The following is a 23,947-nucleotide window of genomic DNA, read 5'->3' on the forward strand; positions in this document are numbered from 1 at the left end:
CAATAAGAGAACTCATCTTTACGACAGGAGGGTTTGGAAATGAAGATTCACTTTCTTGGAACGGCTGCCGCAGAAGGATGGCCCGGAATGTTTTGTCGCTGTGAATTTTGCCAAAAGGCAAAGGAATTGGGTGGGAAAAATATCAGAACTCGCTCATCGGCTATTATTGATAATATTCTAAAAATTGATTTCCCTCCGGATACGTATCATCATGTCTTGCGCGACAAGATAGACTTAGCAGCGATTGAGTACTTGTTTATAACACACACTCATTCGGATCATTTTCTACCGACGGATATTCAAAATCGTAGTCCAGTCATGGCTCATGGAGTAGATCGTCCACTACATATTTATGGTCATGATTTAGTAATACAAGGCTGTAAAGCGTCCATCAATTATAGGCAGGAGCTTTATGAATTACACCATATTCAACCGTTTCGATGTGTGCAGGTGGATGAACGTACGAAGGTCACCCCACTAATTGCCGATCATGATAAACATGAGACTTGTCTTCTCTATTTTATCGAAAAAGATGATAAAGCCATTCTTTACGGACACGATACAGGTTGGTTTCCTTTTGAAACGTGGGAATGGTTAGAAGGAAAATCATTTGATCTTGCTATCTTAGATTGTACTGGAGGTCCTTTACCAGGAAGGCGCAATCACATGAACAATGAAGCTGTGATTGAGATGAACGATATTTTTCGTCAAAAGGCAATGTTGCGTGAGGGTGGGATAGTTATTGCGACCCACTTTTCCCATAATGGAGGGATGCTTCACGAGGAGTTGGAGAGGTTTTTCTCAAGATATGACATTTTAGTAGCCTACGATGGCATGGTATATCACGTTTAATATTATCGGGGAGAGAATTATAATTGAAAAAAGATAGTTCTAAAAACAGGAAATCTAGCGTTATGTGTAGGTGATGGATGGGGCATTGAATACTTCGATTGAGAAATATAATGGCTTGAGTCCAGGACAGATCGTTTCTATAGTAAAAGGAAAAAAACCACTCATCGTCTACGCCTAGAATTTGATATTAAAGAAAACTATCCCTGAAGATATGGAAAATCAATTTTACAGTTTGAAGGAGACACTTTAATGAATAAACAAGAATTATCAGCAAATATCGTCATCGTCGGTGGCAGTCTAGGTGGTTGTGCAGCAGCTTTGGCGGCATGTAAGTTGGGATTTAGGGTCATCATGACAGAGGAAACGAAATGGATTGGTGGGCAACTGACAAATCAGGCTGTTCCACCTGATGAACATCGCTGGATTGAACAGTTCGGGTGTACACGTAGTTATCGCAGTTTTCGGAAAAATGTGCGCCAGTATTATCGCCATCACTTTCCATTGAGTGAAGAGGCAAGAAAAGTGACATTTTTGAATCCGGGAAATGCGAGTGTTAGCCGCATTTCTCATGAGCCCAGGGTAGCACTCGCTGTTCTAAGGGGTATGTTGGCACCCTATCTTCATAGTGGGAAACTTACAATCATGGAAGAAACAAGGATAAAATCTGCGGAAACGGATGGAGATACTGTATCGGCGGTTGAGGTTGAAAACCTTTGCACACAAAGGAATTTTGTGCTCACTGCTGATTATTTTTTAGACGCTACCGATATGGGGGATGTTTTACCGCTGGCCAAGGTAGAATATGTGACAGGCGCCGAATCACAAAAGGATACTGGTGAACCCCATGCTTTAGTGGGAGAGGCGGATCCGATGGAGATGCAGGCAATCACTCACTGCTTTGCCATCGATTATGTAGAGGGTGAAGATTTCACGATTACCAAGCCAAAGGATTATGAATTTTGGCGACAATATCAAGCACCATTTTGGCCAAACAAACAGCTTGATTGGACAGGCGTAAGTCCAATTACTTTAGATCCAGTCACATATGGATTTTTTAAAGAAGAGGATAAGTTTTCTCTCTGGGAGTATCGAAGATTAGTTGATCAATCTAATTTTTTAGAAGGTCTATATGACAGTGATATTTCCCTTATTAATTGGCCACAAAATGATTATTGGCTGGGGTCGATTATCGATGTAAGTGAGGAAGAAAGGAAAAAGCATTTAGAAGGGGCCAAACAATTAAGTTTATCGTTATTATATTGGCTACAAACGGAGGCACCTCGCCCAAATGGCAAACAAGGTTATCCAGGCTTACGCTTGCGACCAGATGTAGTCGGAACAGAAGATGGATTGGCGATGTTTCCTTATATACGAGAATCACGAAGACTCAAGGCTGAATTTACCGTTCTTGAGCAGCATGTTAGCACAGCTGTAAGGGGGGAAGCAGGCGCGGAGGTTTTTAAGGATAGTGTCGGAATTGGCAGTTATCGTATCGATCTCCATCCGAGCACAGGACTTCGTTCTTTTATTGATATTTCCAGTCTTCCTTTTCAAATTCCATTGGGCAGTCTTATTCCTGTTAGAATCAACAATTTGTTACCCGCCTGTAAAAATTTAGGAGTTACCCATATTACCAATGGTTGTTACCGTTTGCACCCTGTTGAGTGGAATATTGGGGAAGTGAGTGGATATTTGGCTGCTTATTGTTTGCGAAATAAGCTAGAACCCCGTCAAGTACGAGATGACGAGAAGTTATTAAAGGACTTTCAGATGTTGCTTGTGAGCGAGGGAATTGAACTTGAATGGCCATCGATCGGTCCTGTTTAGGCGGCTAATGTGAAAATTACACAATGACTAACTAAGTCCTTTTGGGAATCAGAAAAAATTGACACTCCCACACATAGTGCCATTCTTAGGCGTGGGAGTCTCAAAGGGAGGTTGAGCATTGATGTCTGAAGAATTACTTAAAAATGATACTAATTTTCATTTTGATCACGATTATTTTATCAATCCGCAGCCATTTGAATCGATTATCTTATATCAAATTGGTGATTTAAGTTGCAAAGGGGGATATGTTGTTCATGAACATAAGCAACTTTGCTATGAAATTAGTTATATTGTTTCCGGGACTGGACTTTTTACAGTGAACAAGAAGAGTTATCCGGTTCAAGAGGGAGACATTATTTTAAATGTACCGAACCAACTTCATAGAATTAATGCGGATGAGATAGATCCATTCCGATTTTTTTATATGGGATTTGGCTTTTCGAAAGGGATGGATGAAAATGATCCGCTTTTTCTTATTAAAAAAATGTTTGATAAGGAACAACAATCTATAGTACGAGATCATCTTGGTATTGACCTTCCGTTTATTCATATTTTTAAAGAATTGATTAATTTAGACCAATATTCCACCCATATGATGGGTATGTATTTACGGCAAATTATCGTCATGGTTTTTCGGAATTTCCAGAAGAGTTTGTCCATTGATTATGATCCTCAAAGTAATACCAATAAAACGGAACAAATTGTCTACAGGGTGATCAATTATATCGATTCCTATCTCCTTCAAATTGGCGATCTCACAGAGATTTCAAGTCAGTTACACTATAATTATTCATATCTGTCCCGAATATTTGCAAAAGAAATGGGAATAACGATTCAAGAGTATTATAACCGTAAACGATTTGATAAGGCTGTTGAGTGGCTGAAAAGTGGAGACTGGAATGTGACACAGGTAGCCGAGAAACTTCAATACCAATCCATCCATTCGTTCAGCAAAGCTTTTCGAAAAAACTTCGGTGTATCCCCAACTGAATACCAAACTTTATTAGGAAGGGCAAAAAAGGAACAATACAACATCAAAAAGGGATAAACCTTTCATGTCAAAGCTTTGTTATGATAAAAATACGATGCAGATAGATATGGGGACAATGTTGTAGAAGAAGGAGGTGTATATATATTTATCTGAGTAGTTATTCAATTCAGTTTACTGATCATGCTTAAGCTCTTTTAAAGCGATGACTGGAATATGTTAAAGGAGATGAAGCGAGTGAATATGAAGATAAAGAAGTGGTATTTATTGGGGTTGATGCTTTTTCTTAGCATGACATTGATTTTCGGTTGTTCTTCAGATACGGCTGGGGAGAAAGACAATTCAAAAGAAGTACCGGGGAAAAAGGCCGAAGACACTGAAGGAGGAAGTGGAGAAGAGAATACACCACTTGATCCATGGGCCTATGATGGAGATCCTGTGACACTAAAAATGATGATTTGGATAGATGATGAGACTTTTAGAATAAGGTATAAAGATAAAATAGAGGAGATATTTCCGGAAATCACTTTAGAATTAATTAGCGGTGGCGACAGTGAGGAACAATTACAGGAACTCTTTGCTAAAGGAATCATGCCAGATATTCATATTGGAAAACCTAGGGCAGATCTTGTGAAACCGCTTGATTTTCTAGAGCCAATTGATGACTATATCGAGAGGTCGGGATTTGATTTAAGTATTTTTCAAGAAGGAATCGTTGAAAACTTACGTGCCAGTGACCCTACTGGTGAAGGGCATTTATATGGATTACCTGTAGAAAATAGTGTTCGAACACTGTTCTACAACAAAGATATCTTTGATTTATTCGGTGAGCCCTATCCTGAAGATGGGATGACCTGGGATGAAGTACTAGAATTGGCGAGTCGATTAACACAGGAGCGAAATGGTGTTCAATATCGGGGGTTAGCGCTTGATCCTGTTCACACGCCTTTTATGCAATTAAGTGTTCCAGGTACAGATCCTAAGACGGGAGAAATCCTATTTGTAAATGATCCTAATACGAAAAAATCTTTTGATTTGCTGGATAAATACCGAAATGTTCCGAATATAATTAACACAAGTGATACACCTGACGGCTTTCATGATGGTCCGCGTAATATTGCGATGAGTATTTTGAATGCCCCATGGTTTGAATTATTAGCACGGGAGGAAGGATTTAATTTTGATATGACCACTGTCCCGACATGGGAGGATCTTCCGGATATTGCACCGACTTGGGGGGCATTACCTTTAAATATTACGAAGCATAGTAAGCATAAGGATGCAGCATGGTCCGTCATTGCCTACTTAGCATCAGAGGAAGGGCAAATTCATTTATCACAAGCGGGCAGTCCCCCCGTTATCGAAAATCAAACTGCGTTTGAACAATTTACAGCAAATAGTATAAAGGATCGGGATCAACCCTTTCATGCAACGGCACCGTTCAAACAGTCATTGGCTCCATTACCACCTTATTCAAAATATGATGAGCAATTTGAGCCATTTATGAGTACAAAAGCAAAGGAATTTTTAACCTCTGATCAAGATGTTGTCACCTATATCCGTGAAATGGGGGAGGAATATGCAGCGGTTGTTGAAGAGATAAAGGCTCAAGAATAGAAGTAGCCAAAGGGCTTACCTTTTTGCAGAAAAATTTAATGCCAGCAGGAAAAAGATTTACTAAGCTTCTTGGATAGATGAAGATTGGCAACGCTTCCGGAAATTGTCAATCATGGAGAATTCAAGCGGGATTTACCTTGAATTATAGTATATTAGTCAGAGTATTGGAGGTTTTCAGAAATGAAGAAAGTGAAAGTGGCTGTGATTGGCTGTGGGACAATAGCACCAAGCCATATAAATGCTTACACTGCAAACGAACGGACGGAAATCAAATACCTTGTAGATATTCGGCCCGAGCGTGCTGAAAAATTGGCAGAGAAATTTAATGTGCCAATTACAGCGGATAATTTTAGGAAGATACTAAATGATGAAGAAGTAGAAGCTGTATCGATTTGTACGCCAAATGATACTCATGCAGAAATCGCGGTTGCGTGCTTGGATGCAGGAAAGCATGTGTTATGTGAAAAGCCTGCCGCTATAAATATGGACCAAGTAAATGAAATGAAGGCGGCTGCTGACCGCAATAATCGGATTTTGAATATTGGTGTTGTCAACCGTTATAACACGGCGGTTAATAGGATTAAAGATATGATTGATAATGGGGAACTCGGTAAAGTGTATCATGTTTATTGTTCTTTCCGTGCCCATCGGTCTATCCCGGGGCTTGGAGGACCATTTACAACGAAGTCTAAGTCAGGTGGAGGAGTCTTAATTGACTGGGGTGTACATTATCTTGATTTGATTTTTTATAGTTTAGGCCAACCGAAAATACTCACCGTATCTGGAACAGCCCACAGTGAATTGGCAAAGAATATGAAGGACTATACCTATATCAATATGTGGGCGGGACCGCCTGATTATAATGGAACCTATGATGTAGATGATTTTGTAACAGGTTTGATACGGACATCAGGACCAACGATCAGCTTAAATGGGGCATGGGCACAAAACATCGGAGAAGAAGCGACGTTTGTTGAATTTCTTGGAGATAAGGCAGGCATCAAATGGCAATACGGCGGGGACTTTAAAATTTATTCCGCTAAAGATGGCGTCTTGTATGAAACGATTCCCTCTTATTCTAAAACAGACATGTTCTATGATGAAATTGATGGATTTATTCAATCTGCGATGAATCATGTAAAAAGTCGATCAAATATAGACAATGTGCTTGTAACCTCACAGGTGATGGAAGCTTTGTATACATCTTCAGAAAAGGAGAGAGAGGTTGTTTTATAATGAAAAAGATTGGTTTTATCGACTTTTATCTTGACGAATGGCATGCGAACAATTACCCAACTTGGATTAAGGAAAATGTGAAAGAAACGGGTCGGGATGTAGAAGTTGCTTATGCATGGGCAGAGACAGATCTTGAAGGTGGTTTGGATACAGCAAGCTGGTGTGAAAAGCAGCAGGTACAAGCACTTTCTTCGATTGAAGAGGTCGTGGAGAAGTCGGATTACCTGATTGTTTTTTCCCCGGATCATCCAGAACACCATGAACGGTTGGGGAAGATCCCGCTAATGTCCGGGAAGCCCGTTTATATGGATAAAACATTTTCGCCTAATTTAGAAACAGGGAAACGGATGTTTGAACTTGCTGAACAATATAGTACGCCTTTATATTCTAGTTCAGCCTTACGGTTCTCCAAGGAGTTTTCCGATTTTAAAAGGATCAATAAGCAATTGGAATACGTGGCGACTACAGGGCCCGGCACTTATAAAAACTATGCCGTCCATCAATTTGAAATGATTGTAGCGTTGATGGGAGTCGGGGGAAATCGTGTGAAAAGCTTGTCAACGAAACATACCAATCTGCTTCATATTGAATACGAAAACGGTAGAAAACAGGCTTCGTTCTCACAAATGCAGCATGCCGATTTTCAAGCTCATTTACAATTTGATAATGGAGAGGGTATATGGATTTCCCAATGTTCTGATATGTTTCCTAGATTAATCGATTCAGTCCTTACTTTCTTTGAGTCAGAAGCTTCTCCTGTTTCGAAAGCGGAGACATTGGAAGTGATGGCTCTGCTGGATGCTGGTAAAAAGGCATTGGAGATGAGAGATACTTGGATCAATGTTAAAAGTTGAAGTGGGGATTTGACTTTAACTTTTTATCATGTGACGATTTGAAACACTTTAAATCAAATGCAAGAAGTCGGCTTTGAAATGTGACAACATTATTTCTGAATGCGAGAAGTCAGCTTTGAATTATAAGAACAAATCTCGAAATACGAGGACATTGCTCCGAATTGTGAAACATCATCTCGTTTGATGAGAATCCTGCTTCGAAGCATCACGGGGGACTCTGCGTTAAAATTTGGATATTAAAAGGGGGTTATGAAAATGTCTGTAATTAGAAAAGATGCAAGCGTATTCCTTATGTTCATTTTCTTTATGCTACTTTTTGCCGCCTGCTCCAATCAATCAGGGACAGATTCTAAAGGAAAACAAAATGAAAATGGTGCAGATAAAACGGACTTATCTGAGGAGAACAAAACTCCGGTTACAATCAAAATTGCCTATGCTTTTGGAGAAGAATCCTTTCACGGGAGATTTGATCATATTGATAAAAAATTAGAAAATATTGAAATTGAGTATGTCCCCTATGAAAATACATTGGAGTCGCTTCAAGAAATTTATGCTAATAATGTAAAGCCGGATATCATTATCCAATATAACGATATGACCCCAGTCAAAGAATTAGATGTGATCGAGCCTATCGATGATTTAGCTGTGAAACATGGTTTAGATCTAGATACGTTGCGTCCCTCCCTTGTGGCCTATATTCGTTCGCTTGATGAGGAAGGGAGAATGATTGGCTTGCCAGATGGCTCCTCACATGTTGCTCTTTATTACAATAAAGAGATATTTGATTTATTTGGGGTAAAATATCCAGATCCAAATAAAAGTATGACTTGGGAAGAGGTGTTTGCATTAGCGAAACAAATGACAGGTGAAAGAAATGGTATAAACTATGTTGGCTTTGAGTTTGCTTGGGGCAATACAGCAGCCGGTGCTCAAATGCCGTTAAGAGAGTTTGCAATCAATATGACCGATCCTGAAACAGGAGAATTTTTATTTGATGAACGACCAGAATTCAAGCAATATTTTAATATGATGGATACCTTCTACAATATCCCTGATATTTATGATCCGGAAACAGAAGGCTCTTGTCTCTTTTGTGAAAAAAGAGCGGCCATGTCGCTTGCTTCCAATTTGTTCCTGAATGAGGCAATGGGGAATCTGGAAGATCAAGAAAGCTTGGATATGTTACCAACGCCTGTCTGGGCGGATGCGCCAGACACAACACCCTATTTAGGTTCGTCCCCGATGATTATTGCAAACTATAGCGAGCATAAAGATGAGGCTTTTCAAGTGTTAATGGAGTATATTTCACCCGAAAATCAATTAGAGATGGTACAAAATGGCTCTTCAGCCAGTGTACTAAGTGATCCAGCTATTCTTGAACAATTCGCAGCTAATAATCAATACTATGAAAATAAAAATCGAGATGCATGGTTTACAGGAGAACCGGCCCTATATGAAGAGATGCAAAGTCGGTGGGATATTTTTGTCGATATTGGCAGCGCTTTAAAGAAGCTGGCAGAGACAGATATTGACGTGAATACGCTTATGCGCGAATTGGAAGAAGAATCCAATGGGAAGATAAAGGAGGCGATGGAGCAAAAGTAATTTTTATCTTATATAAACTTGATAGGCTACTTAGCTGGTGTTACACCTTTGACTAATTGCCTTTCTTTGTGGAAAGGCAATTTCAATAGTGGAATATACATTAAAATAGTTCAAGTTTGTTTTGTTCAAAATCAATAAGGAAATGAGCAGATAGGGAAGTGTAATAAATGGTTTATGGCATCGGCTTAGATATAGGTGGTACGAAAGTGGCAGCGGGGATTGTCAGTAGCGATGGTGAGGTTCTTTTTAAAAAAACAGTTCCAACCCCGGAGATGGGAAAAGAGGAAATCCTCACTTTAGTAAAGACAATTATTTTGGAATTAATAGAGTGGGCTGATTCTCACAAAGTCAGGCTTGAAGGCATCGGCATCGGGACGGCTGGGCAGGTGGATTTTAATAAAAGGAAAGTGATCTCAGGTACACCGAATATCCAGAATTGGAATGGCGTTAACCTGCAGGAGGAAATTACCGTTTACACCGATTTACCTGTTTTCGTCGATAATGATGTGAATGTATTAGCGTTGGCTGAACATAGATTTGGCGCTGCGCAAGGTTATCAAGAAGTGATCTGTTTGGCTTTAGGAACAGGGATTGGTGGCGGCATTCTTACAAAAGGAGAGTTGATCAGGGGTGCTTGGGGTGGTGGCGCTGAACTTGGCCATATGTCGATTGATATCCATGGAGAGGCTTGTAATTGCGGACTTCGTGGCTGCTTAGAGACCTACGCCTCCGGAACTTGGATTGCCAAAAGAATGCAGAAAGCTCGCGAGGAAAAGGGGCTTCCTACAAATGTGACGAGCAGAGATGTTTTTTTACTCTATCAAAATGGTGATCTGCTGGCTACTCAAGTGATTGAGACAATGATTCATGGTCTTAGCTATGGCATTGTGAACCTTATTCACTTATTTAATCCACAAGTAGTCGTTTTGGGCGGTGGGGTCATGAGTAAGGGGCAATGGATTATTGACTTGGTGAACAAGAAAATAAGCACAATGGGAATGCGATCATTGGTGGATAGCGTGGAATTAAAACTTTCCGAACTTGAGAATGATTCAGGTTTAATTGGTGCCGCCATGCAAGCATGGTTGTATAACAAAAAAGCCTAATGTAAAGGAATTATTTCCTTGAAAAGCCATGACGAATGATCATGGCTTTTCAAGGATTTTTTACATCCCCTTTCCTGCATGATTTTGACGGGAGTGGTTTTTATTTTTCACTTTTTTTGAGCCGCTTAAAGGTTCAGGCTGTCCTGAACGGTTGGTATTGTCTTTATGTTGATTTTTCGCCATTATGCTTACCTCCAATCGACTTTCATTGAGATTCTAAAATTATATTTTCCTCATTAAGCTTAAATTATGAAAAATAAGCCCCTTCCTCTAGCTAAAAAATAAAAATCAGTAAGAGTGATGAATAGCTTAGAAACATGTATAATTTAGTCAATAAATCGTTGCGTAAGAAAGGATGTCATCATGATGAGCTCATTAATAGAGGAAACAAGAGCAGGATTAGTTGAAAATATTCATGACGGGTTGATCTGTGGGGTAAATGATCAATTTCAGACGCTATATCAAGTGGGGGATGTGGAGCAATATGTTTATTATCGTTCAGCCGCTAAACCGATTCAGGCTATTCCAGCTTTTATGACAGGTGTGAAGGAAAAATATCAGCTAACAGATGAAGAAGCTACTTTATTTACAGCTTCTCAGCGTGGAGAGCCTTATCATATCGCGGCTTTGGAGTCCTTACTAAAGAAAATACCAGTAGCAGAAACGGATTTGCATTGTGCAGCATCGCTTGCTTTAAATTCAGAGCCTAGAGATGAAATGATTCGAAATCGACAACAAAAGAGAAGATTATACCATAATTGTGCAGGAAAACATCTAGGGTTTCTTGCAGTATGCCGGGAGTTAGGGTATCCGCTTGAAGGTTATTGGAAAATTGATCACCCACTACAACAGAAAATCACAGCCATTCTTTCGAACTTGGCTGAAATTTCTATCGACAAAATTAAAGTAGGAATTGATGGCTGCGGTGTTCCGGTCTTTGCTATCCCGCTTAAGAATATGGCGATTACATATTTGAAGCTTGCCTGTCCGGATTTAATTGAGGATAAAGAAATACGAAAAGCTGTTATCCAAATAACAAAATTAATGAACGAAAATCCCAATATTGTCGCCTCTGAGCATTTTGTCTGCTCTGTTTTATTAAGAGATTCGAATATCGTCGCAAAAGGCGGGGCGCAAGGTGTCTACTGTTTCGGTTTAAAAAAGGAAAGAATCGCTTTTGCATTAAAGGTATTAAGCGGTTCGGAAGAAGTGTGGCCGAACATTTTAGTCTCCATCTTGGAGCAAATTGACTACAGCAATAAAAATACGATCGCGTCCTTGAAGGAGCTGCGGCCAAATATTGTAAAGAATGATGCAGGAATAGAAGTAGGAAAAGTAGAAACAGTGTTTTCACTGTAAAATAAATGCAGGGGGCAATATACGTGCAAATTGAAGTGATTGTGCAAAATTTTGCAGATGCGATAAAGGCTGAGGAATTGGGGGCAGACCGACTGGAACTTGTTTCCGGAATAGAAGAAGGGGGCCTAACCCCAAGTTATGGTGTGGTAAAAAGTGTGCTTGACCATGTTTCCATACCGGTTCAAGTCATGGTCCGCCCTCATGGTTATAGCCATATTTATTCGGATAATGAAATAAAAGTGATGCTGGAAGATATTAAGTATTTGTGTGAAGCAGGGGTGAAAGGAATCGTAATTGGAGCGATTCAGTCTGATCATACGCTTAATCTTTCGTTTGTCGAATCTATCATTCACGCACATCCAGACTTGGATATCACTTTTCATCGGGCTTTTGACGAAGTTCGGTCATTGACAGAAGCGTATGAAGCATTAGTTCCATATAAAGAACATGTAAAACGCATCTTAACATCTGGTGGAAAGCCTTCATGTTCGGAAGGAATCAAAGCATTACAATCATTAGTACAGCTTTCAAAGAGACAAAATGGTCCAGATATTCTTTTAGGTGCAGGACTGCATCCCGGTAATATCGAGGAAATCCACGTACAAGTTGGTGCTTCCCAATATCATTTTGGCAAGGGCGTGCGTGTAAATAATTCCTTTGCGAACACCTTTGATGTAGAAAAAATGCGGGTGCTTCAAAAAGTATTACAATCATCCCGTTAAGCGGATTTTAAAATTGTTTGTACTTGAGGAATAAAAACCAACTGGATGTTCCTGCAATCGGAGTGCAAGTACGAAAGTGTCCCTAACGAGGTTGGCTGAGCCCGAAACGGGATAAAATCCCTAAACAGGTAACAACGACAAGGTTGGCTGAGCCCGAAACGGGATAAAATCCCTAAACAGGTAACAACGACAAGGTTGGTTGAGCCCGAAACGGGATAAAATCCCTAAATAGGTAACAACGACAAGGTTGGCTGAGCCCGAAGCGGGATAAAATCCCTAAACAGGTAACAACGACCAAGTTGACTGTGCTCCGAAATTGGTTAATTTCCCGAACAGTCCCCAATCCAGAGAATAACGTCAATAAATTTTACATACCTCTTGCGTTGCATTGCATTAAATTTATAGTCTATTATTAAATCAATCCATTTGATTAATGATTCTCTTCTGACTAAAATTAAATATAATATTTTGCGCAAGATCAATAATGTTTTTGAAGGAAAGGGTAAATTATATGAAGCTGGGAAAAGTGTCTAATAGCCAAATGATTAAGGAGATTAATCAGCAGAAGGTGTTACGCCTCATCTATACAGAAGGTCCCATCGCACGAGTTGATTTAGCGGGGAAGACGGGTCTGACTCAACAAACGATTACGAATATTGTCAATCGCTTGCTTAGTGAGAATTTAATTTTAGAAACAACTCCTACATCTAATGGGGGACGAAGACGCCCGATTCCACTTGTGATTAATAGTCGTAATATGTATGCGATCGGCATAGAGCTTGCGATTAAATATGTGCGTGGCACCTTGATGGACTTTCAAAACAACAGTGTGAAAGAAGTAACCGAATTTGTTCCTCGATATGAAAATGAAGAACATCCCATGGAATACATTTTTAAGGTGATTGATCAATTGCTTGAACATGTGCCTGATCAAGAAGGGTTAAAAGGGATCGGCTTTAGTATTCAGGGATTAGTCAATTCAAACAAAGGGACGGTCATTTATTCCCCAGGTTTGCGCTGGCGGGATTTTCCATTAAAGAAAAAGTTGATGGATCGATATGGACTTCCTATTTATTTAGAAAATGATGCGAACTTATTAGCGATTGTTGAAAGTTTAAATGGAAAGCTTGCCTCTTCCGAACAAAGCATTGTTTTTAAATTTGATTATGGGATTGGGAGTGCCATGGTGATCAATAGACAGCTACTGCATGGGGCCAATTATGTGGCCGGAGAACTGGGGCATTATAAAGCTTTTACTGGTAGCGATGCGATCGCCTGTCACTGTGGAGCAAAAGGGTGTTTAACAACTTTTGCGTCGATAAGTGGCTTGAAACGAAATGCCGGGTTTACACTGGAGGAATTTAGTAAGAAGGTTCGAGCCAATGACCTAGAAACCATGGAATTGTTTGAAAAAATACAAGGGGCAATTGCAAAGGCGATTGCGAATGTCATTACGCTATTTAATCCAGAGCATATTTTATTTACAGGTAGATTTATGGATAAAATAGGTGATCTGTTGATCCCGCTCATTAAAAAAGAGGTATTAGCATTGATCCCAGATTCCTGTAGAAATGTAAAAATAATTGTTTTAGATGAAACCCCCGATGAATCAAGATCTGCTGCTGGTCTAGTGATGAATCATTTCTTCAATGTTCCTTTTAATGAATTCTACTAATCTTATTTATTAAGGGACATAGGTTACGATGAATTACTCCCCCACTTCATTTTCTAAGAAAAATTTAAGGTGGGGTTAATCCACTGTTACAGACTTTATATTCAAAAGGTATTATATGAATATATTTGAATATAAATATTTCAAGATCCCACCTTTAGTGCTATACTTGTATTATAGATCGTCCGTATCGAAGGTGATTTTTGTGTTTAAACGGTCAGAATTTACGAAACGTACATACAACATACATATTCTGTCGACAAGAGGACAGCCAACACACTTATTCAAACAGCCAAAGGCAGACTGAAAGCATTGAAAGAGTTGAAGGCGGTTGAGGAAGCGAATCTGCACACAAAGATTTCCGTCATGGAGAAACGGATTGCGAAGGTAACAGAGCAGGTGGAAGAACGCAAAGAGAACGTTCGTATCAACAAAGCAACTGAAAAGCAATTAGATCGTTACCGACGATTAAAACAGGAATTGTGGCAACGCAAGCAAAAGCTCAATAGGATGAAGCAACAACTTGTGACATACGAAAAACGTGATGAACTCGAAGTATTCCCTCTTTGTTGGGGAAGCAAGCGACTATTCAACGCTCAATATTGGCTAGAAGAAAATGGTTTTCGTTCGCACGAAGGCTGGCGCAATACCTTCCGTAACAAGCGGGATAGTCAAATCAATTTTGTTGGCTCAAAAGAAGAGAGCTATGGAAATCAAAACTTTCAATTAAGGTATGACGAAAATACTGGTTTCTTCCATGCCCAAATTCGCAAGGATTTAGGGTTGATGATAAACGACAAGGACAAGTATATCTACTTAGAAAATCTGACGTTCAACCATCATCGAGACATATTGATCCATATTCTTCAAGCACACAAAGTGAAGGATACAGCGAACGAAACCCCCTTAACATTTCGAATCCTAAAACGTGGTCGCAAGTGGTATCTTCAAGTGATTTTCACTTGGGTAACAGATGATATCATTGCCAAAACAACTGCAGGATACGGTGCCTTTGGTTTTGACTACAACGATGGTTTCATCAGCTCGTCTGAAACAGATGCCTATGGCAATCTCATTCAACTTCGCCATTACCCACTTCGTTATCATGGCACAGGAAACCATGCGAAATCAGAAATTCAACAAGTCATTTCAACCATCGTCGCACTAGCGAAAGAGCAAGGAAAGCCAATCGTCATGGAAGACTTAAACTTCAAGAAAACGAAAGCGAAGATCGCTAAAAAGGCCAATACAGCGTACAATAAGATGATTCATGCGTTCGATTACTCACGTTATAAGCAAGTGATGGAGAATGCGTGTCATCGTCAAGAAGTGCCATTCATCCTCGTCAATCCTGCTTACACAAGCCAGATCGGGATGGAGAAATACGGACTCAGAATGAAATTGAACCGCCACCAAGCGGCAAGTTATATCATTGCCAGAAAAGGTCAAGGTTATATAGATCGATTGAAGAAAAAGCCAAAGAAAGCCAAGAAAGAGAAAGTTAGTTAAAGAACAAAAGCGCAAGCACCCGTTTAGCGACGTACAAACTTTTATAATAAGGATGAAAAGGTTCAAAGGCTAAATAAGCGCCTTCCTGGCACAATGCCTTTGTTACCAACATCCTGTTGGCCTGAGATAAAGGAAACACAGTGAGCCACGAAAAGCGGAAGGCGAACTGATGTTGACTTACGCAAGCAGGCACCGAAAGTTTGCTAGTCGCTGGGCGCTGGAGCTGGACGACAAACCTTATCCACAAGCTAGGATTTTATAATACACTAAGCAACAAAAAACTCCTTATGAGAGAGTCTAGCCACCAAAGGATGACTATTCCCTTACTCATAGGGAGCGATAGAGTAACAAACCTCTTAATCTGCCGAACATTCATGATACAGGCAGGAGATGCGAGCAATCTTTAATCTCTGGGCGATATGGAAGTTGGCAGATAAGAGGATGCCTAACCGTTAGGGCAGGAGTGTATATATTCTAGTTAACGGTTTTCTAACGAATCGACTTTCTCTATCTTTAGTAGAAATCGTGATGGATCACCCAAAGGAATGAATAAGGTAGTAGTTGACAAGTGTTGTTAACATTTATATAATACATTGGAAGCGTATCCACTTTATTTATAGTGTATTAAAACCGTTAAAAACTTTTGTTCATATTTTGGGTAGAGAAGAAGAGAACCCTTAGAAAAGTTTAATGTTTTCCAATTTTTTGTTTGGACTTCATTATTCTTTTTGAGGGTTCTTTCTCTTTCAAGATAAGGAGAGTACTGGAGGTCGTTTACGTTGCCGCGCTTAGTGACCAGTAAACTTCTTGCTTTTCCTACAAGCACATAACAGCCCATCTTTAGTTTTTAACTAAGGGCTTATCTTTTTCATACATTTATGAATGACAGCTTAGAAAAAGAGGAACTAAAAAGGAGGTTTTACAGTGGAATTCTTCCACTTTTTATATGACAATTATATCTATGGTCATGGAGAGATGTTTATACGAGTTGTGATTAGTGCGATTCTTGGTTTTTTAATCGGATTAGATCGATCATTTAAAAGCAAGCCTGCCGGGATTAAAACCTATACATATGTCTGTGTGGCTTGTACACTGATCACCATAATTTCCATTCAAAGTGCCGAAATGTTGAGTCAACATAATAGTGGGAAAATGATGGATCCCATGAGGTTGGCAGCGCAAATTGTTTCAGGTTTAGGATTTTTAGGAGCAGGGATGATATTAAAGGATGGATTAAAGGTGAAGGGACTTACATCTGCTGCTATGATTTTATTTGCAGGAGGAGTGGGAATCGGAATTGGTGCGGGATTTTATGCGATTGTTATCTGTGCTGTTGTTGTGTCATTTTTGGTCACCAATATGGGGCTTTTACTAGAAAAAAATAAATTGGAAAGCCATAGAGAAACAGAAATTGATATTGAATCATAGTGAAAGAGGATGTTCAAAAAGTCCGGTAAAAAGACATAAGCGAATTTCTTCGTTGGCTTGTTTCTCCGCTCCTCGGAAAAGAAAACCACTTTTCCTTCGTGCGATGCGGATTCAGGGAAGCTTTCCTTGTGCTCATGTATTTAAAAGCAGACATTCCGCTGCTCGAAACTGCGCCGCCTCGAACTTCTTGGTCCTTTTTATCCTCCTTTTTGAACACGCACTGAAAGAGAATCAAGTCATATATGATGAAAAAATAAGTAATGTTATATAAAGGAGTTTTAATCATGACAAAAATATTTGCACATCGTGGGAGTTCTGGAACACATCCTGAAAATACAATCGCTGCTTTTCAAGAGGCCATCCGGCTTGGAGTAGATGGAATTGAACTGGATATTCAATTAACGAAGGATCATGAATTAGTCGTTATACATGACTATACACTGGACCGTACTACAAGTGGGAGTGGAAAAGTAGAGGATTATACAGTAGAGGAACTTAAAGCATTTGATGCCGGTTCAAAATTTTCATCTGAGTTTGCCGGTGAAACCATTCCTACTTTCCGTGAAGTATTAGCCTTGCTACAAGGTACAAATATTGAATTGAATATTGAAATTAAAAAGCGCGTTGAAGAAGATACAGGAATTGAGAAAAAAATGATTCGTGAACTCGAGGAATTTCATTACTTGCAGGAATCAATCATCTCCTCGTTTAATCATGATTCTCTTAAAAGAGTGATGGCCTTAAACCAAAATCTTGAATGTGCCATTCTATATACAAAAAAAATGGAGCAACCATGGCAGTATGCTACACATATAGGAGCCAAAGCTCTTCACACCTATCTCCCTGAAACAGACCATGAAATGATTATAGAGGCGCAACAAAATGGTTTTCCTGTAAGGGTGTTTACAATCAATAAAGATGAGGATTTGGAAAGCTTTTTCCAGGCAAAGGTAGCGGGTATTTTTACAGATTTTCCTGAAAAGGCGATGAATCTCTTGAAAAAAGTAGAGAACATAGATTGAATTTTTATGCCTGCATGGCTCATACAGTTCCCCATGCCTTCCCCTTTAGCCTCTTAAGAAAATGGCGAAGGGGAGGGAGGAAAGCATTTCTAAAAAAGGCAATAAAAGTCTTGAAATTAGCATCTATTTGTTTTATGATTTAATCAATCAATTTGATTTAATATAAAGAGAAGGAATAGATAAAAGACTGCGAGAAAAGGCTTATCCTTAATGGTAGATGATGGGAAGATGGAATCAACAAAAGGGCCGCTCACCCGGTTGTATAAAAAATGAAGCAATGCAAAGCAGGGGGAAAACAATGAAATGCCAAACTACAAATTGTTAGCGCTTGATTTGGATGGAACGGTACTGACGGATGATAAGAAAATAACCGCTGAGACAAGGAGATGGATTCGTAAAGCAGTAGATGAAGGGGTGACGGTCATTTTTTCTACTGGCCGGGGGATTCAGACGGCTGGTGCAATCTGGGATGATTTAGCCATCGACGCACCAATGGTTTTAGTCAATGGAGCAGAAATATGGAAAGGCCCTGGTGAGGTTTGGGAGCGTTATTTTATTAGTAGAGAAGATATTCGTTGGCTCTATGAACAAGCCATGAAGGCAGATGCAGAATTTTGGGGATACAGTGTCGAAAGTCTGACGCATAAACGGGATTGGACAGATGAAATGTTTGATCGAGATTGGCTGAAATTTGGCATGCACCATCCGGATCTTAATGAGATTCAAAAATTAAGAGAGTTATTGCAAAAGAGAAAGAGTATTGAGACGACACGTTCTGCACCTATCAATATTGAAATATCTCTAAAGGGAATTTCAAAGGAAACGGGCGTACGTAGAGTCTGTGAGCTCCTTGGTATTACAATGGATCAAGTGATGGCTGTTGGCGACAACATGAATGATTGGCGTTTGCTTCAAGCAGCAGGACTTGGTGTGGCCATGGGGAATGCTGATGATGAATTAAAACAAATAGCGGATGTTGTAACCGATTCAAATGAAGAAGATGGTGTAGCAAAAGCCATTCAACGTTATTTATTAGGTACATATATTCCGATAAAATAATATCAATTTGAATTTTTTAGCATGAAGTGGGGATGAGAAGTTGCTCAAGTCAAACAAACCAGATCACACACTAAAGCAAATGGGTGTACGAGAGAATTCAGAGTTTCAAAGTGAAAAGGGGACAGAACGAATGGGGCCTTTACTAAGCCGTCTTGGTGAAACGGTCCGAAATCGCCGTTTAATGGTCTAAAGTCGATGTTTAATGGTTCAAAGTCAGGATTCAACGGTCCGAAGTCGGCATTTAATGGTTCAAAGTGAGCGTTCAATGGCACGAAGTCTCTGTTCAACGGCTCAAAGTCTTTCTTGCATGGCAAAGCTGTCTTGAACTTGATAATTTTTTCATAAAAGCAGACTCTATAAAGTTTTTATTTTAGGAAAGGATGTATTTTCAATGAAAATCGTACAATATAATATTTTGGATGGTTGTAGAACAACAGAACGCTATACATTGCTTTTTAACTGGTTAAAACAGCAAGAATATGATATTGCTGGTTTCAATGAAATGAATGATTGGACAGAAGAGGAATTCCAGAGGGAAATGGAGAAACTAGGAATGCCTTACACGCTACTTTATCGAATGGAATCCAGCCCCTATTCAATTGGAATTGCTTCAAAATTTCCAATTAAAAAAGTCTATGCTACAAATGCACCTCCTTTTCATCATGGGCTTTTACATGTCAAAATTCAACAGATTCACTTTCTCGTCACACATCTTTCACCATTTGAATCCACAATTAGAGAGAAGGAAACAGCCGAAATTGCCGATTATATTCAGTCCATCCACGAGCCCCTTATGTTGATGGGAGATTTAAATACATTATCACCTCTTGATCAGGATGATTATCTAAAAAACAATGCAAAAGAAAAAATGATTCAGCGGAAGTTTTCAAACCGACAACATATTCTAAATGGAGAGATTAATTATCAACCGATGCAGACTTTACTGGATGCGGGACTACATGACATAGGGATTGGTGAATCCTTGGATCATTCTCTACCAACGAAAATCAAGGGTGAACCGCAAGATCCTATTTATGTCAGGATTGACTATATGTTGGTCAATCAGGCGATGTTGCAACTAAATCCGAAATCAACGATTATCCGTGATGACCGTGTTAATAGAATTTCTGATCATTACCCTGTGCAGGGGCAATTCGATCATTACTAGTAAGGTAAATAGGTAAAGTTTGAAGGAGTGGCAAAAGATGAAAAAATACATCACGTTCGATCTGGATGAAACACTGATGCAAAATCCATTTAGAGACTGGGTGTTCCCGGAAATTGAAAGCTTGGTCGCCCCTCATTTGCAAGTAACCGATAGAATATTGCCGGAAATTATAAAGGAACAAAGAGAACGAGTAAGGGAAAAAAGAGATGTAGCTGCTTATGATTGGGATGATATTTTAGAGGTCGTTTTGGCTGAACACGGTATTCCCATAAAAATTAATATTGCGGATTTAGTTCGCAAGCATTCAGTAGATCCAAAAGTCTTCTTACTGGAAAGAAACGCCTTAACTATTTTGGGAGAATTAAAGAAACGCAAGTTTAAGCTGGGGGGTGTCACAAATGGCTTTTATAAATATCAATACCCAGTTTTGGAGGCGATTGATTTAGCTGAACAAATGGATACGATCCTCACACCTTGCGAGACGGGGTTTGCCAAGCCGGACATTAGGTTGGTTGATCCGTTGCTTAAAGAAGGGGAACTCATTGCTCATGTAGGCGATCGTTTGGATCATGATGTGTATTTTGCCAACCAGTTAGGTGCATTATCTATATTAATCGACCACCAGATGCCTGAAGTTCTGAAGAAAATCGCTCCTAAAAAAAGAGCAAAGCAGAAAGGCTACTTAACGAAAATTTTTCAGAGAAAGATTTACGATGACCTTACTCCTGAAGAAAATTATATCCCGAAAATAATAATCCATTCCATCCATGAATTACTTGAGGTGGAGCTAAAAAGGGAAAATTTAGCGGTTAATCCCTAATTTATAAAAAAGGCTAGCGGGCTCACCTTTACGGGCGATCCGCTAGCCGTTTCTTTTGAATAAAAGAGAAAAGGGGAAGGAAGCATACGAGTAATAGATACCCCACGGCCAATCCAGCCAGTACATCTGAAGGATAATGGACACCTAAATAAAGTCTGCTTATGACAATCAAGAACACCATTATTCCAGTAAAAAGGGACCAAAAAATTTTCCACTTATGATCGCCCTTCGAAATGATGATCAGCAAATAGCACAGAAAACCTAATGTCGCAATAGAGTTCATGGAATGACCACTTGGAAAACTATAATCTCCTATATCGATTAATGGATGCAGCGAAGGCCGATCTCGTTTGATCCATTCCTTTAGGACAAAATTAACCCCTCGTGAACTCCAGAAGACAATCCAAAGACAGCCAATTTCAAAATAAAACTTTTTTAGAGCCAAATAAATGGAAACCCCTATACATAAGGGAAAAAGTACCTTAATCGAACCTATTTCAGTGACAAACGCAAAAAAAGTATTAAAAAAGGGTGTACGGTGGTCCTCGAAGAACAAGAGGATTTTTAAATCGAACTGAGTGAGATAGGGCGTATGATACGCCCATACTAGCCCGATGAAAAGTAAGAGGCTGAACGCGATGAAAATCCTTCTCATTCGCAAAGTCCCTATTAGGCCATCATCTCAGCTATGATTTCATAAGAGCGCAATCGATCTTCTTGATGATAAATTTGTGAGTTTATAATCACTTCATCTGCTTTGGTCTCTTCAATAAAAGCCTCTAGTTTTCTGCGAACCGTTTCCGGACTGCCGATAATCGTAGAGCGGGAATCAAGCGTTTTTTCAATATGAGCTTGTTCCATTGGTGACCAAATTTCTTCCATATTCTTAACAGGTGGTTTCAATTTGGTTGGCTGATTGCGCGCTAAGCTTAAAAATTGTTGTTGCTGAGAGGTTGAGAGCCATTGCGCTTTTTCATCCGTCTCTGCTGCAATCACATTTACCCCAAGCATTGCATAGGGCTGATCTAATGCCTTTGATGGCTGGAAGTTTTCTCGATAAATCTGTAAGGCCGGTAATGTATAGTCTGGTGAAAAATGGCTGGCAAAGGAGAAAGGAAGTCCTTTCTGAGCTGCAAGTCTTGCACTAAAGTCACTTGAACCAAGCAACCATATAGGAATATTCAAACCTTCGCCAGGAATGGCACGTACCCGTGCGTTTGGGCTTCCTTCAAAATACTCCTCCAGCTCCTCTAATTGCATGGGGAATTCTTCCGCCCCTCTTTGTAAGGTCCTTCTTAAAGCATAGGCTGTGGCTTGATCACTTCCAGGCGCACGCCCAAGTCCTAAATCTATGCGGCCGGGATAGAGGGATTCTAGTGTACCAAATTGTTCGGCAATCACAAGTGTGGCATGGTTTGGCAGCATAATCCCTCCTGCCCCAACACGAATTCGATTGGTTGCCCCAGCAATATGTCCAATTAATACAGCCGTCGCTGAGCTGGCAATGCCGGGCATATTATGATGCTCTGCTAACCAATAGCGATTAAACCCCAATTTTTCCGTAAGCTGTGCTAACTCCACACTGTTTTTGAAGGATTGTGTGGCATGACTGCCCTCTGTGATCGGGGCTAGATCTAAAACGGATAAAGGAATATCATGAAAATATTTTATAGTGCCCATGTTTACCCTCCTAAACGTACATTAAATAAAGAATACGGTGAAAAAATACCTATGTCCAATGATTACACTTATATCAAAATATTAATTGTTCCCACGTCCTTCTTAAAGATGAGTTTGGAATGAACATTGTCGAATAACTAAATAAACAGGAATGGACAAGATTTATAGGGTTTATTGGTCCCAATCGGCTTTGGAGAACTATGCCCGGATTTTGATCAGGGTGAAAATGCTTTCCTCCCTTTGTCGTTATTTGCTATAATAAAGACAGAAACACACCTCAGTCCATCCTCAAAAAAATCTGCAAAGGAGTGCTCATATGCCCCTGGCACAACTGGTCAAGGAAAGCCCCCCTGATTATACCCGGCATGACCAATTATTTAAGGAATTAATTCATACTTTTTTTGAAGAATTTTTAGAGGCGTTTTTTCCGGAGGTCCATTCGTTTGTTGATTTTCACGAACTGACGCCAATATCAGAAGAAGTCTTCACAGATTTATTGGAAGGGGAAACCCGCAGACTGGATATTGTCATTGAAACAAAGCTAAAAGGTACGGAATCATTGATCATCATCCACATTGAACCCCAGAGTACGAGGCAAACCTATTTTCACAAGCGCATGTATCAATACTTTAGTCTTTTATACAACAAGTATAGGAAGCCGATTATCCCCATTGCCGTTTTTAGCTATGAGGAAAACTGGGAAAAGAATCAATATACGATGGCTTTTCCATTCTTTCATGTACTAACCTTCAACTATTTGACACTTCATCTGAAGAAAAAGAATTGGCGGGATTATATAGAGCCAAACAATCCCGCCGCCGCAGCGCTGTTGAGTAAAATGGGGTATACCGAGGAAGAAAAGGTTCAGGTAAAAAAGGAATTCCTAAGGATGCTTGTAAAAATGGAATTGGATTCAGCCAGACAACGATTGGTCTATGGATTTTTCGAACGTTATTTAATACTTAATAAACAGGAGGAGGAACAATTGATGAACGAAATCAATTATATGGATGAAGCCGAAAGAATCAAAATCATGGAAATCCCCATTTCTTATGAAGAAAGAGGGATTGAGAAAGGGAAAAAGATAGGGAAAGAGATAGGAGAAAAAGTTGGTGAAGAGAAAGGCATCAAAAAAGTAGCGCTAGGGATGCTTAAAAAAGGGTTATCGATCGAATTGATTGCAGAGGTAACGGATTTGGAGAAAGAGGAAATAGAAGAGTTGAAAAAGAAGCTATAATTATTATATGGATCCCTAGACAAATGGCTGTCTTGGGATCTTTTACCGTAAGCGATTTAATATATACCCTGACTTTTGCAGTTAAAATAAACAAAAACAGCCTAGAACCCGCATGAATGCTGACTCTTAGGCTGTTTTTGTTTGTCAGAAAGTTGTAGTGTAATTCACCCTTTTTTAACTGCCCCT

The 23,947-nt window shown here is 39.6% G+C and carries 22 protein-coding genes; 19 read left to right on the forward strand and 3 right to left on the reverse strand.

Annotated features, from left to right (window positions below; translation table 11 throughout):
- The first annotated feature begins 39 nt into the window (after positions 1–39).
- The 8 genes from MUB24_RS17990 (at position 40) to MUB24_RS18025 (ending at position 10,085) form a co-directional block, all read left to right on the forward strand.
- Positions 40–852: an MBL fold metallo-hydrolase gene (locus MUB24_RS17990; RefSeq protein ID WP_244706501.1), complete on the forward strand. Its 813-nt coding sequence runs from the start codon at positions 40–42 to the stop codon at positions 850–852.
- A gap of 249 nt (positions 853–1,101) precedes the next feature.
- Positions 1,102–2,679 carry an FAD-dependent oxidoreductase gene (locus tag MUB24_RS17995; RefSeq protein ID WP_244706503.1) on the forward strand — a complete coding sequence of 526 codons (1,578 nt, stop codon included), beginning with the start codon at positions 1,102–1,104 and terminating at the stop codon, positions 2,677–2,679.
- Positions 2,680–2,800: 121 nt separating this feature from the next.
- Positions 2,801–3,727, forward strand: coding sequence for an AraC family transcriptional regulator (locus MUB24_RS18000; RefSeq protein ID WP_244706542.1), 927 nt, complete (start codon positions 2,801–2,803; stop codon positions 3,725–3,727).
- Between the two features lie 183 nt (positions 3,728–3,910).
- Positions 3,911–5,284 (forward strand): extracellular solute-binding protein, encoded by a 1,374-nt coding sequence (locus MUB24_RS18005; RefSeq protein WP_244706544.1) that lies wholly within the window; start codon positions 3,911–3,913, stop codon positions 5,282–5,284.
- Between the two features lie 180 nt (positions 5,285–5,464).
- Positions 5,465–6,520: a Gfo/Idh/MocA family protein gene (locus MUB24_RS18010; RefSeq protein ID WP_244706505.1), complete on the forward strand. Its 1,056-nt coding sequence runs from the start codon at positions 5,465–5,467 to the stop codon at positions 6,518–6,520.
- Positions 6,520–7,374: a Gfo/Idh/MocA family oxidoreductase gene (locus MUB24_RS18015; RefSeq protein WP_244706508.1), complete on the forward strand. Its 855-nt coding sequence runs from the start codon at positions 6,520–6,522 to the stop codon at positions 7,372–7,374. Before MUB24_RS18010 ends, MUB24_RS18015 begins: the two co-directional genes overlap by 1 nt.
- A gap of 255 nt (positions 7,375–7,629) precedes the next feature.
- Entirely contained in the window at positions 7,630–8,979 is a 1,350-nt protein-coding gene (locus tag MUB24_RS18020) for an ABC transporter substrate-binding protein (RefSeq protein WP_244706510.1), read from the forward strand.
- Between the two features lie 167 nt (positions 8,980–9,146).
- The gene (locus tag MUB24_RS18025; protein ID WP_244706513.1) at positions 9,147–10,085 is read left to right on the forward strand and encodes an ROK family protein; all 939 of its coding nucleotides are present in this window, start codon (positions 9,147–9,149) and stop codon (positions 10,083–10,085) included.
- Between the two features lie 60 nt (positions 10,086–10,145).
- Here MUB24_RS18025 and MUB24_RS18030 read toward each other — a convergent pair whose 3' ends face one another.
- Positions 10,146–10,268: a small acid-soluble spore protein P gene (locus MUB24_RS18030; RefSeq protein ID WP_244706515.1), complete on the reverse strand. Its 123-nt coding sequence runs from the start codon at positions 10,266–10,268 to the stop codon at positions 10,146–10,148.
- A gap of 177 nt (positions 10,269–10,445) precedes the next feature.
- Here MUB24_RS18030 and MUB24_RS18035 point away from each other — a divergent pair, with 177 nt between their 5' ends.
- The 10 genes from MUB24_RS18035 (at position 10,446) to MUB24_RS18080 (ending at position 20,844) form a co-directional block, all read left to right on the forward strand.
- Positions 10,446–11,444, forward strand: a complete 999-nt coding sequence (locus tag MUB24_RS18035; RefSeq protein WP_396426779.1) for an asparaginase — start codon at positions 10,446–10,448, stop codon at positions 11,442–11,444.
- Positions 11,445–11,467: 23 nt separating this feature from the next.
- The gene (locus tag MUB24_RS18040) at positions 11,468–12,166 is read left to right on the forward strand and encodes a copper homeostasis protein CutC (protein ID WP_244706519.1); all 699 of its coding nucleotides are present in this window, start codon (positions 11,468–11,470) and stop codon (positions 12,164–12,166) included.
- Positions 12,167–12,677: 511 nt separating this feature from the next.
- Positions 12,678–13,841, forward strand: a complete 1,164-nt coding sequence (locus MUB24_RS18045; protein WP_244706521.1) for an ROK family transcriptional regulator — start codon at positions 12,678–12,680, stop codon at positions 13,839–13,841.
- A 309-nt stretch (positions 13,842–14,150) separates the two neighbouring features.
- On the forward strand, positions 14,151–15,347 hold the full coding sequence (locus tag MUB24_RS18050; protein WP_244706523.1) for an IS200/IS605 family accessory protein TnpB-related protein: 1,197 nt from the start codon (positions 14,151–14,153) through the stop codon (positions 15,345–15,347).
- 924 nt (positions 15,348–16,271) lie between these two features.
- Positions 16,272–16,775 (forward strand): MgtC/SapB family protein, encoded by a 504-nt coding sequence (locus tag MUB24_RS18055; protein WP_396426778.1) that lies wholly within the window; start codon positions 16,272–16,274, stop codon positions 16,773–16,775.
- Positions 16,776–17,059: 284 nt separating this feature from the next.
- On the forward strand, positions 17,060–17,797 hold the full coding sequence (locus tag MUB24_RS18060) for a glycerophosphodiester phosphodiesterase (protein WP_244706525.1): 738 nt from the start codon (positions 17,060–17,062) through the stop codon (positions 17,795–17,797).
- A 303-nt stretch (positions 17,798–18,100) separates the two neighbouring features.
- Complete coding sequence (locus MUB24_RS18065) at positions 18,101–18,856, forward strand: Cof-type HAD-IIB family hydrolase (RefSeq protein ID WP_244706527.1); 756 nt, start codon at positions 18,101–18,103, stop codon at positions 18,854–18,856.
- Positions 18,857–18,896: 40 nt separating this feature from the next.
- Positions 18,897–19,046 (forward strand): hypothetical protein, encoded by a 150-nt coding sequence (locus MUB24_RS18070; RefSeq protein ID WP_244706528.1) that lies wholly within the window; start codon positions 18,897–18,899, stop codon positions 19,044–19,046.
- Between the two features lie 201 nt (positions 19,047–19,247).
- Positions 19,248–20,024, forward strand: a complete 777-nt coding sequence (locus MUB24_RS18075; protein ID WP_244706530.1) for an endonuclease/exonuclease/phosphatase family protein — start codon at positions 19,248–19,250, stop codon at positions 20,022–20,024.
- 37 nt (positions 20,025–20,061) lie between these two features.
- Positions 20,062–20,844, forward strand: coding sequence for an HAD family hydrolase (locus MUB24_RS18080; RefSeq protein WP_244706532.1), 783 nt, complete (start codon positions 20,062–20,064; stop codon positions 20,842–20,844).
- A 28-nt stretch (positions 20,845–20,872) separates the two neighbouring features.
- On the opposite strand, the gene MUB24_RS18085 is transcribed toward MUB24_RS18080, so the two are convergent.
- Complete coding sequence (locus MUB24_RS18085; protein ID WP_244706534.1) at positions 20,873–21,289, reverse strand: phosphatase PAP2 family protein; 417 nt, start codon at positions 21,287–21,289, stop codon at positions 20,873–20,875.
- A 224-nt stretch (positions 21,290–21,513) separates the two neighbouring features.
- The gene (locus tag MUB24_RS18090) at positions 21,514–22,524 is read right to left on the reverse strand and encodes an LLM class flavin-dependent oxidoreductase (protein ID WP_244706536.1); all 1,011 of its coding nucleotides are present in this window, start codon (positions 22,522–22,524) and stop codon (positions 21,514–21,516) included.
- A gap of 316 nt (positions 22,525–22,840) precedes the next feature.
- On the opposite strand from MUB24_RS18090, the gene MUB24_RS18095 reads away from it, so the two are divergent.
- Positions 22,841–23,761 carry an RpnC/YadD family protein gene (locus tag MUB24_RS18095; RefSeq protein WP_244706538.1) on the forward strand — a complete coding sequence of 307 codons (921 nt, stop codon included), beginning with the start codon at positions 22,841–22,843 and terminating at the stop codon, positions 23,759–23,761.
- The last annotated feature ends 186 nt before the right edge of the window (positions 23,762–23,947 follow it).

It is taken from the genome of Lederbergia sp. NSJ-179, from assembly GCF_022867885.1.
Taxonomy (GTDB): Bacteria; Bacillota; Bacilli; order Bacillales; family Bacillaceae_C; genus Lederbergia.

What these genes read in the sequence shown, in the direction of transcription:
- MUB24_RS18045 (WP_244706521.1), top strand. Translation starts at nt 12,678, where the DNA reads ATGAAGCTGGGAAAAGTGTCTAATAGCCAAATGATTAAGGAGATTAAT.
- MUB24_RS18080 (WP_244706532.1), top strand. Translation starts at nt 20,062, where the DNA reads ATGAAAAAATACATCACGTTCGATCTGGATGAAACACTGATGCAAAAT.
- MUB24_RS18065 (WP_244706527.1), top strand. Translation starts at nt 18,101, where the DNA reads ATGCCAAACTACAAATTGTTAGCGCTTGATTTGGATGGAACGGTACTG.
- MUB24_RS17995 (WP_244706503.1), top strand. Translation starts at nt 1,102, where the DNA reads ATGAATAAACAAGAATTATCAGCAAATATCGTCATCGTCGGTGGCAGT.
- MUB24_RS18000 (WP_244706542.1), top strand. Translation starts at nt 2,801, where the DNA reads ATGTCTGAAGAATTACTTAAAAATGATACTAATTTTCATTTTGATCAC.
- MUB24_RS18025 (WP_244706513.1), top strand. Translation starts at nt 9,147, where the DNA reads ATGGTTTATGGCATCGGCTTAGATATAGGTGGTACGAAAGTGGCAGCG.
- MUB24_RS18015 (WP_244706508.1), top strand. Translation starts at nt 6,520, where the DNA reads ATGAAAAAGATTGGTTTTATCGACTTTTATCTTGACGAATGGCATGCG.
- MUB24_RS18010 (WP_244706505.1), top strand. Translation starts at nt 5,465, where the DNA reads ATGAAGAAAGTGAAAGTGGCTGTGATTGGCTGTGGGACAATAGCACCA.
- MUB24_RS18095 (WP_244706538.1), top strand. Translation starts at nt 22,841, where the DNA reads ATGCCCCTGGCACAACTGGTCAAGGAAAGCCCCCCTGATTATACCCGG.
- MUB24_RS18020 (WP_244706510.1), top strand. Translation starts at nt 7,630, where the DNA reads ATGTCTGTAATTAGAAAAGATGCAAGCGTATTCCTTATGTTCATTTTC.
- MUB24_RS18090 (WP_244706536.1), bottom strand. Translation starts at nt 22,524, where the DNA reads ATGGGCACTATAAAATATTTTCATGATATTCCTTTATCCGTTTTAGAT.
- MUB24_RS18060 (WP_244706525.1), top strand. Translation starts at nt 17,060, where the DNA reads ATGACAAAAATATTTGCACATCGTGGGAGTTCTGGAACACATCCTGAA.
- MUB24_RS18005 (WP_244706544.1), top strand. Translation starts at nt 3,911, where the DNA reads ATGAAGATAAAGAAGTGGTATTTATTGGGGTTGATGCTTTTTCTTAGC.
- MUB24_RS17990 (WP_244706501.1), top strand. Translation starts at nt 40, where the DNA reads ATGAAGATTCACTTTCTTGGAACGGCTGCCGCAGAAGGATGGCCCGGA.
- MUB24_RS18030 (WP_244706515.1), bottom strand. Translation starts at nt 10,268, where the DNA reads ATGGCGAAAAATCAACATAAAGACAATACCAACCGTTCAGGACAGCCT.
- MUB24_RS18075 (WP_244706530.1), top strand. Translation starts at nt 19,248, where the DNA reads ATGAAAATCGTACAATATAATATTTTGGATGGTTGTAGAACAACAGAA.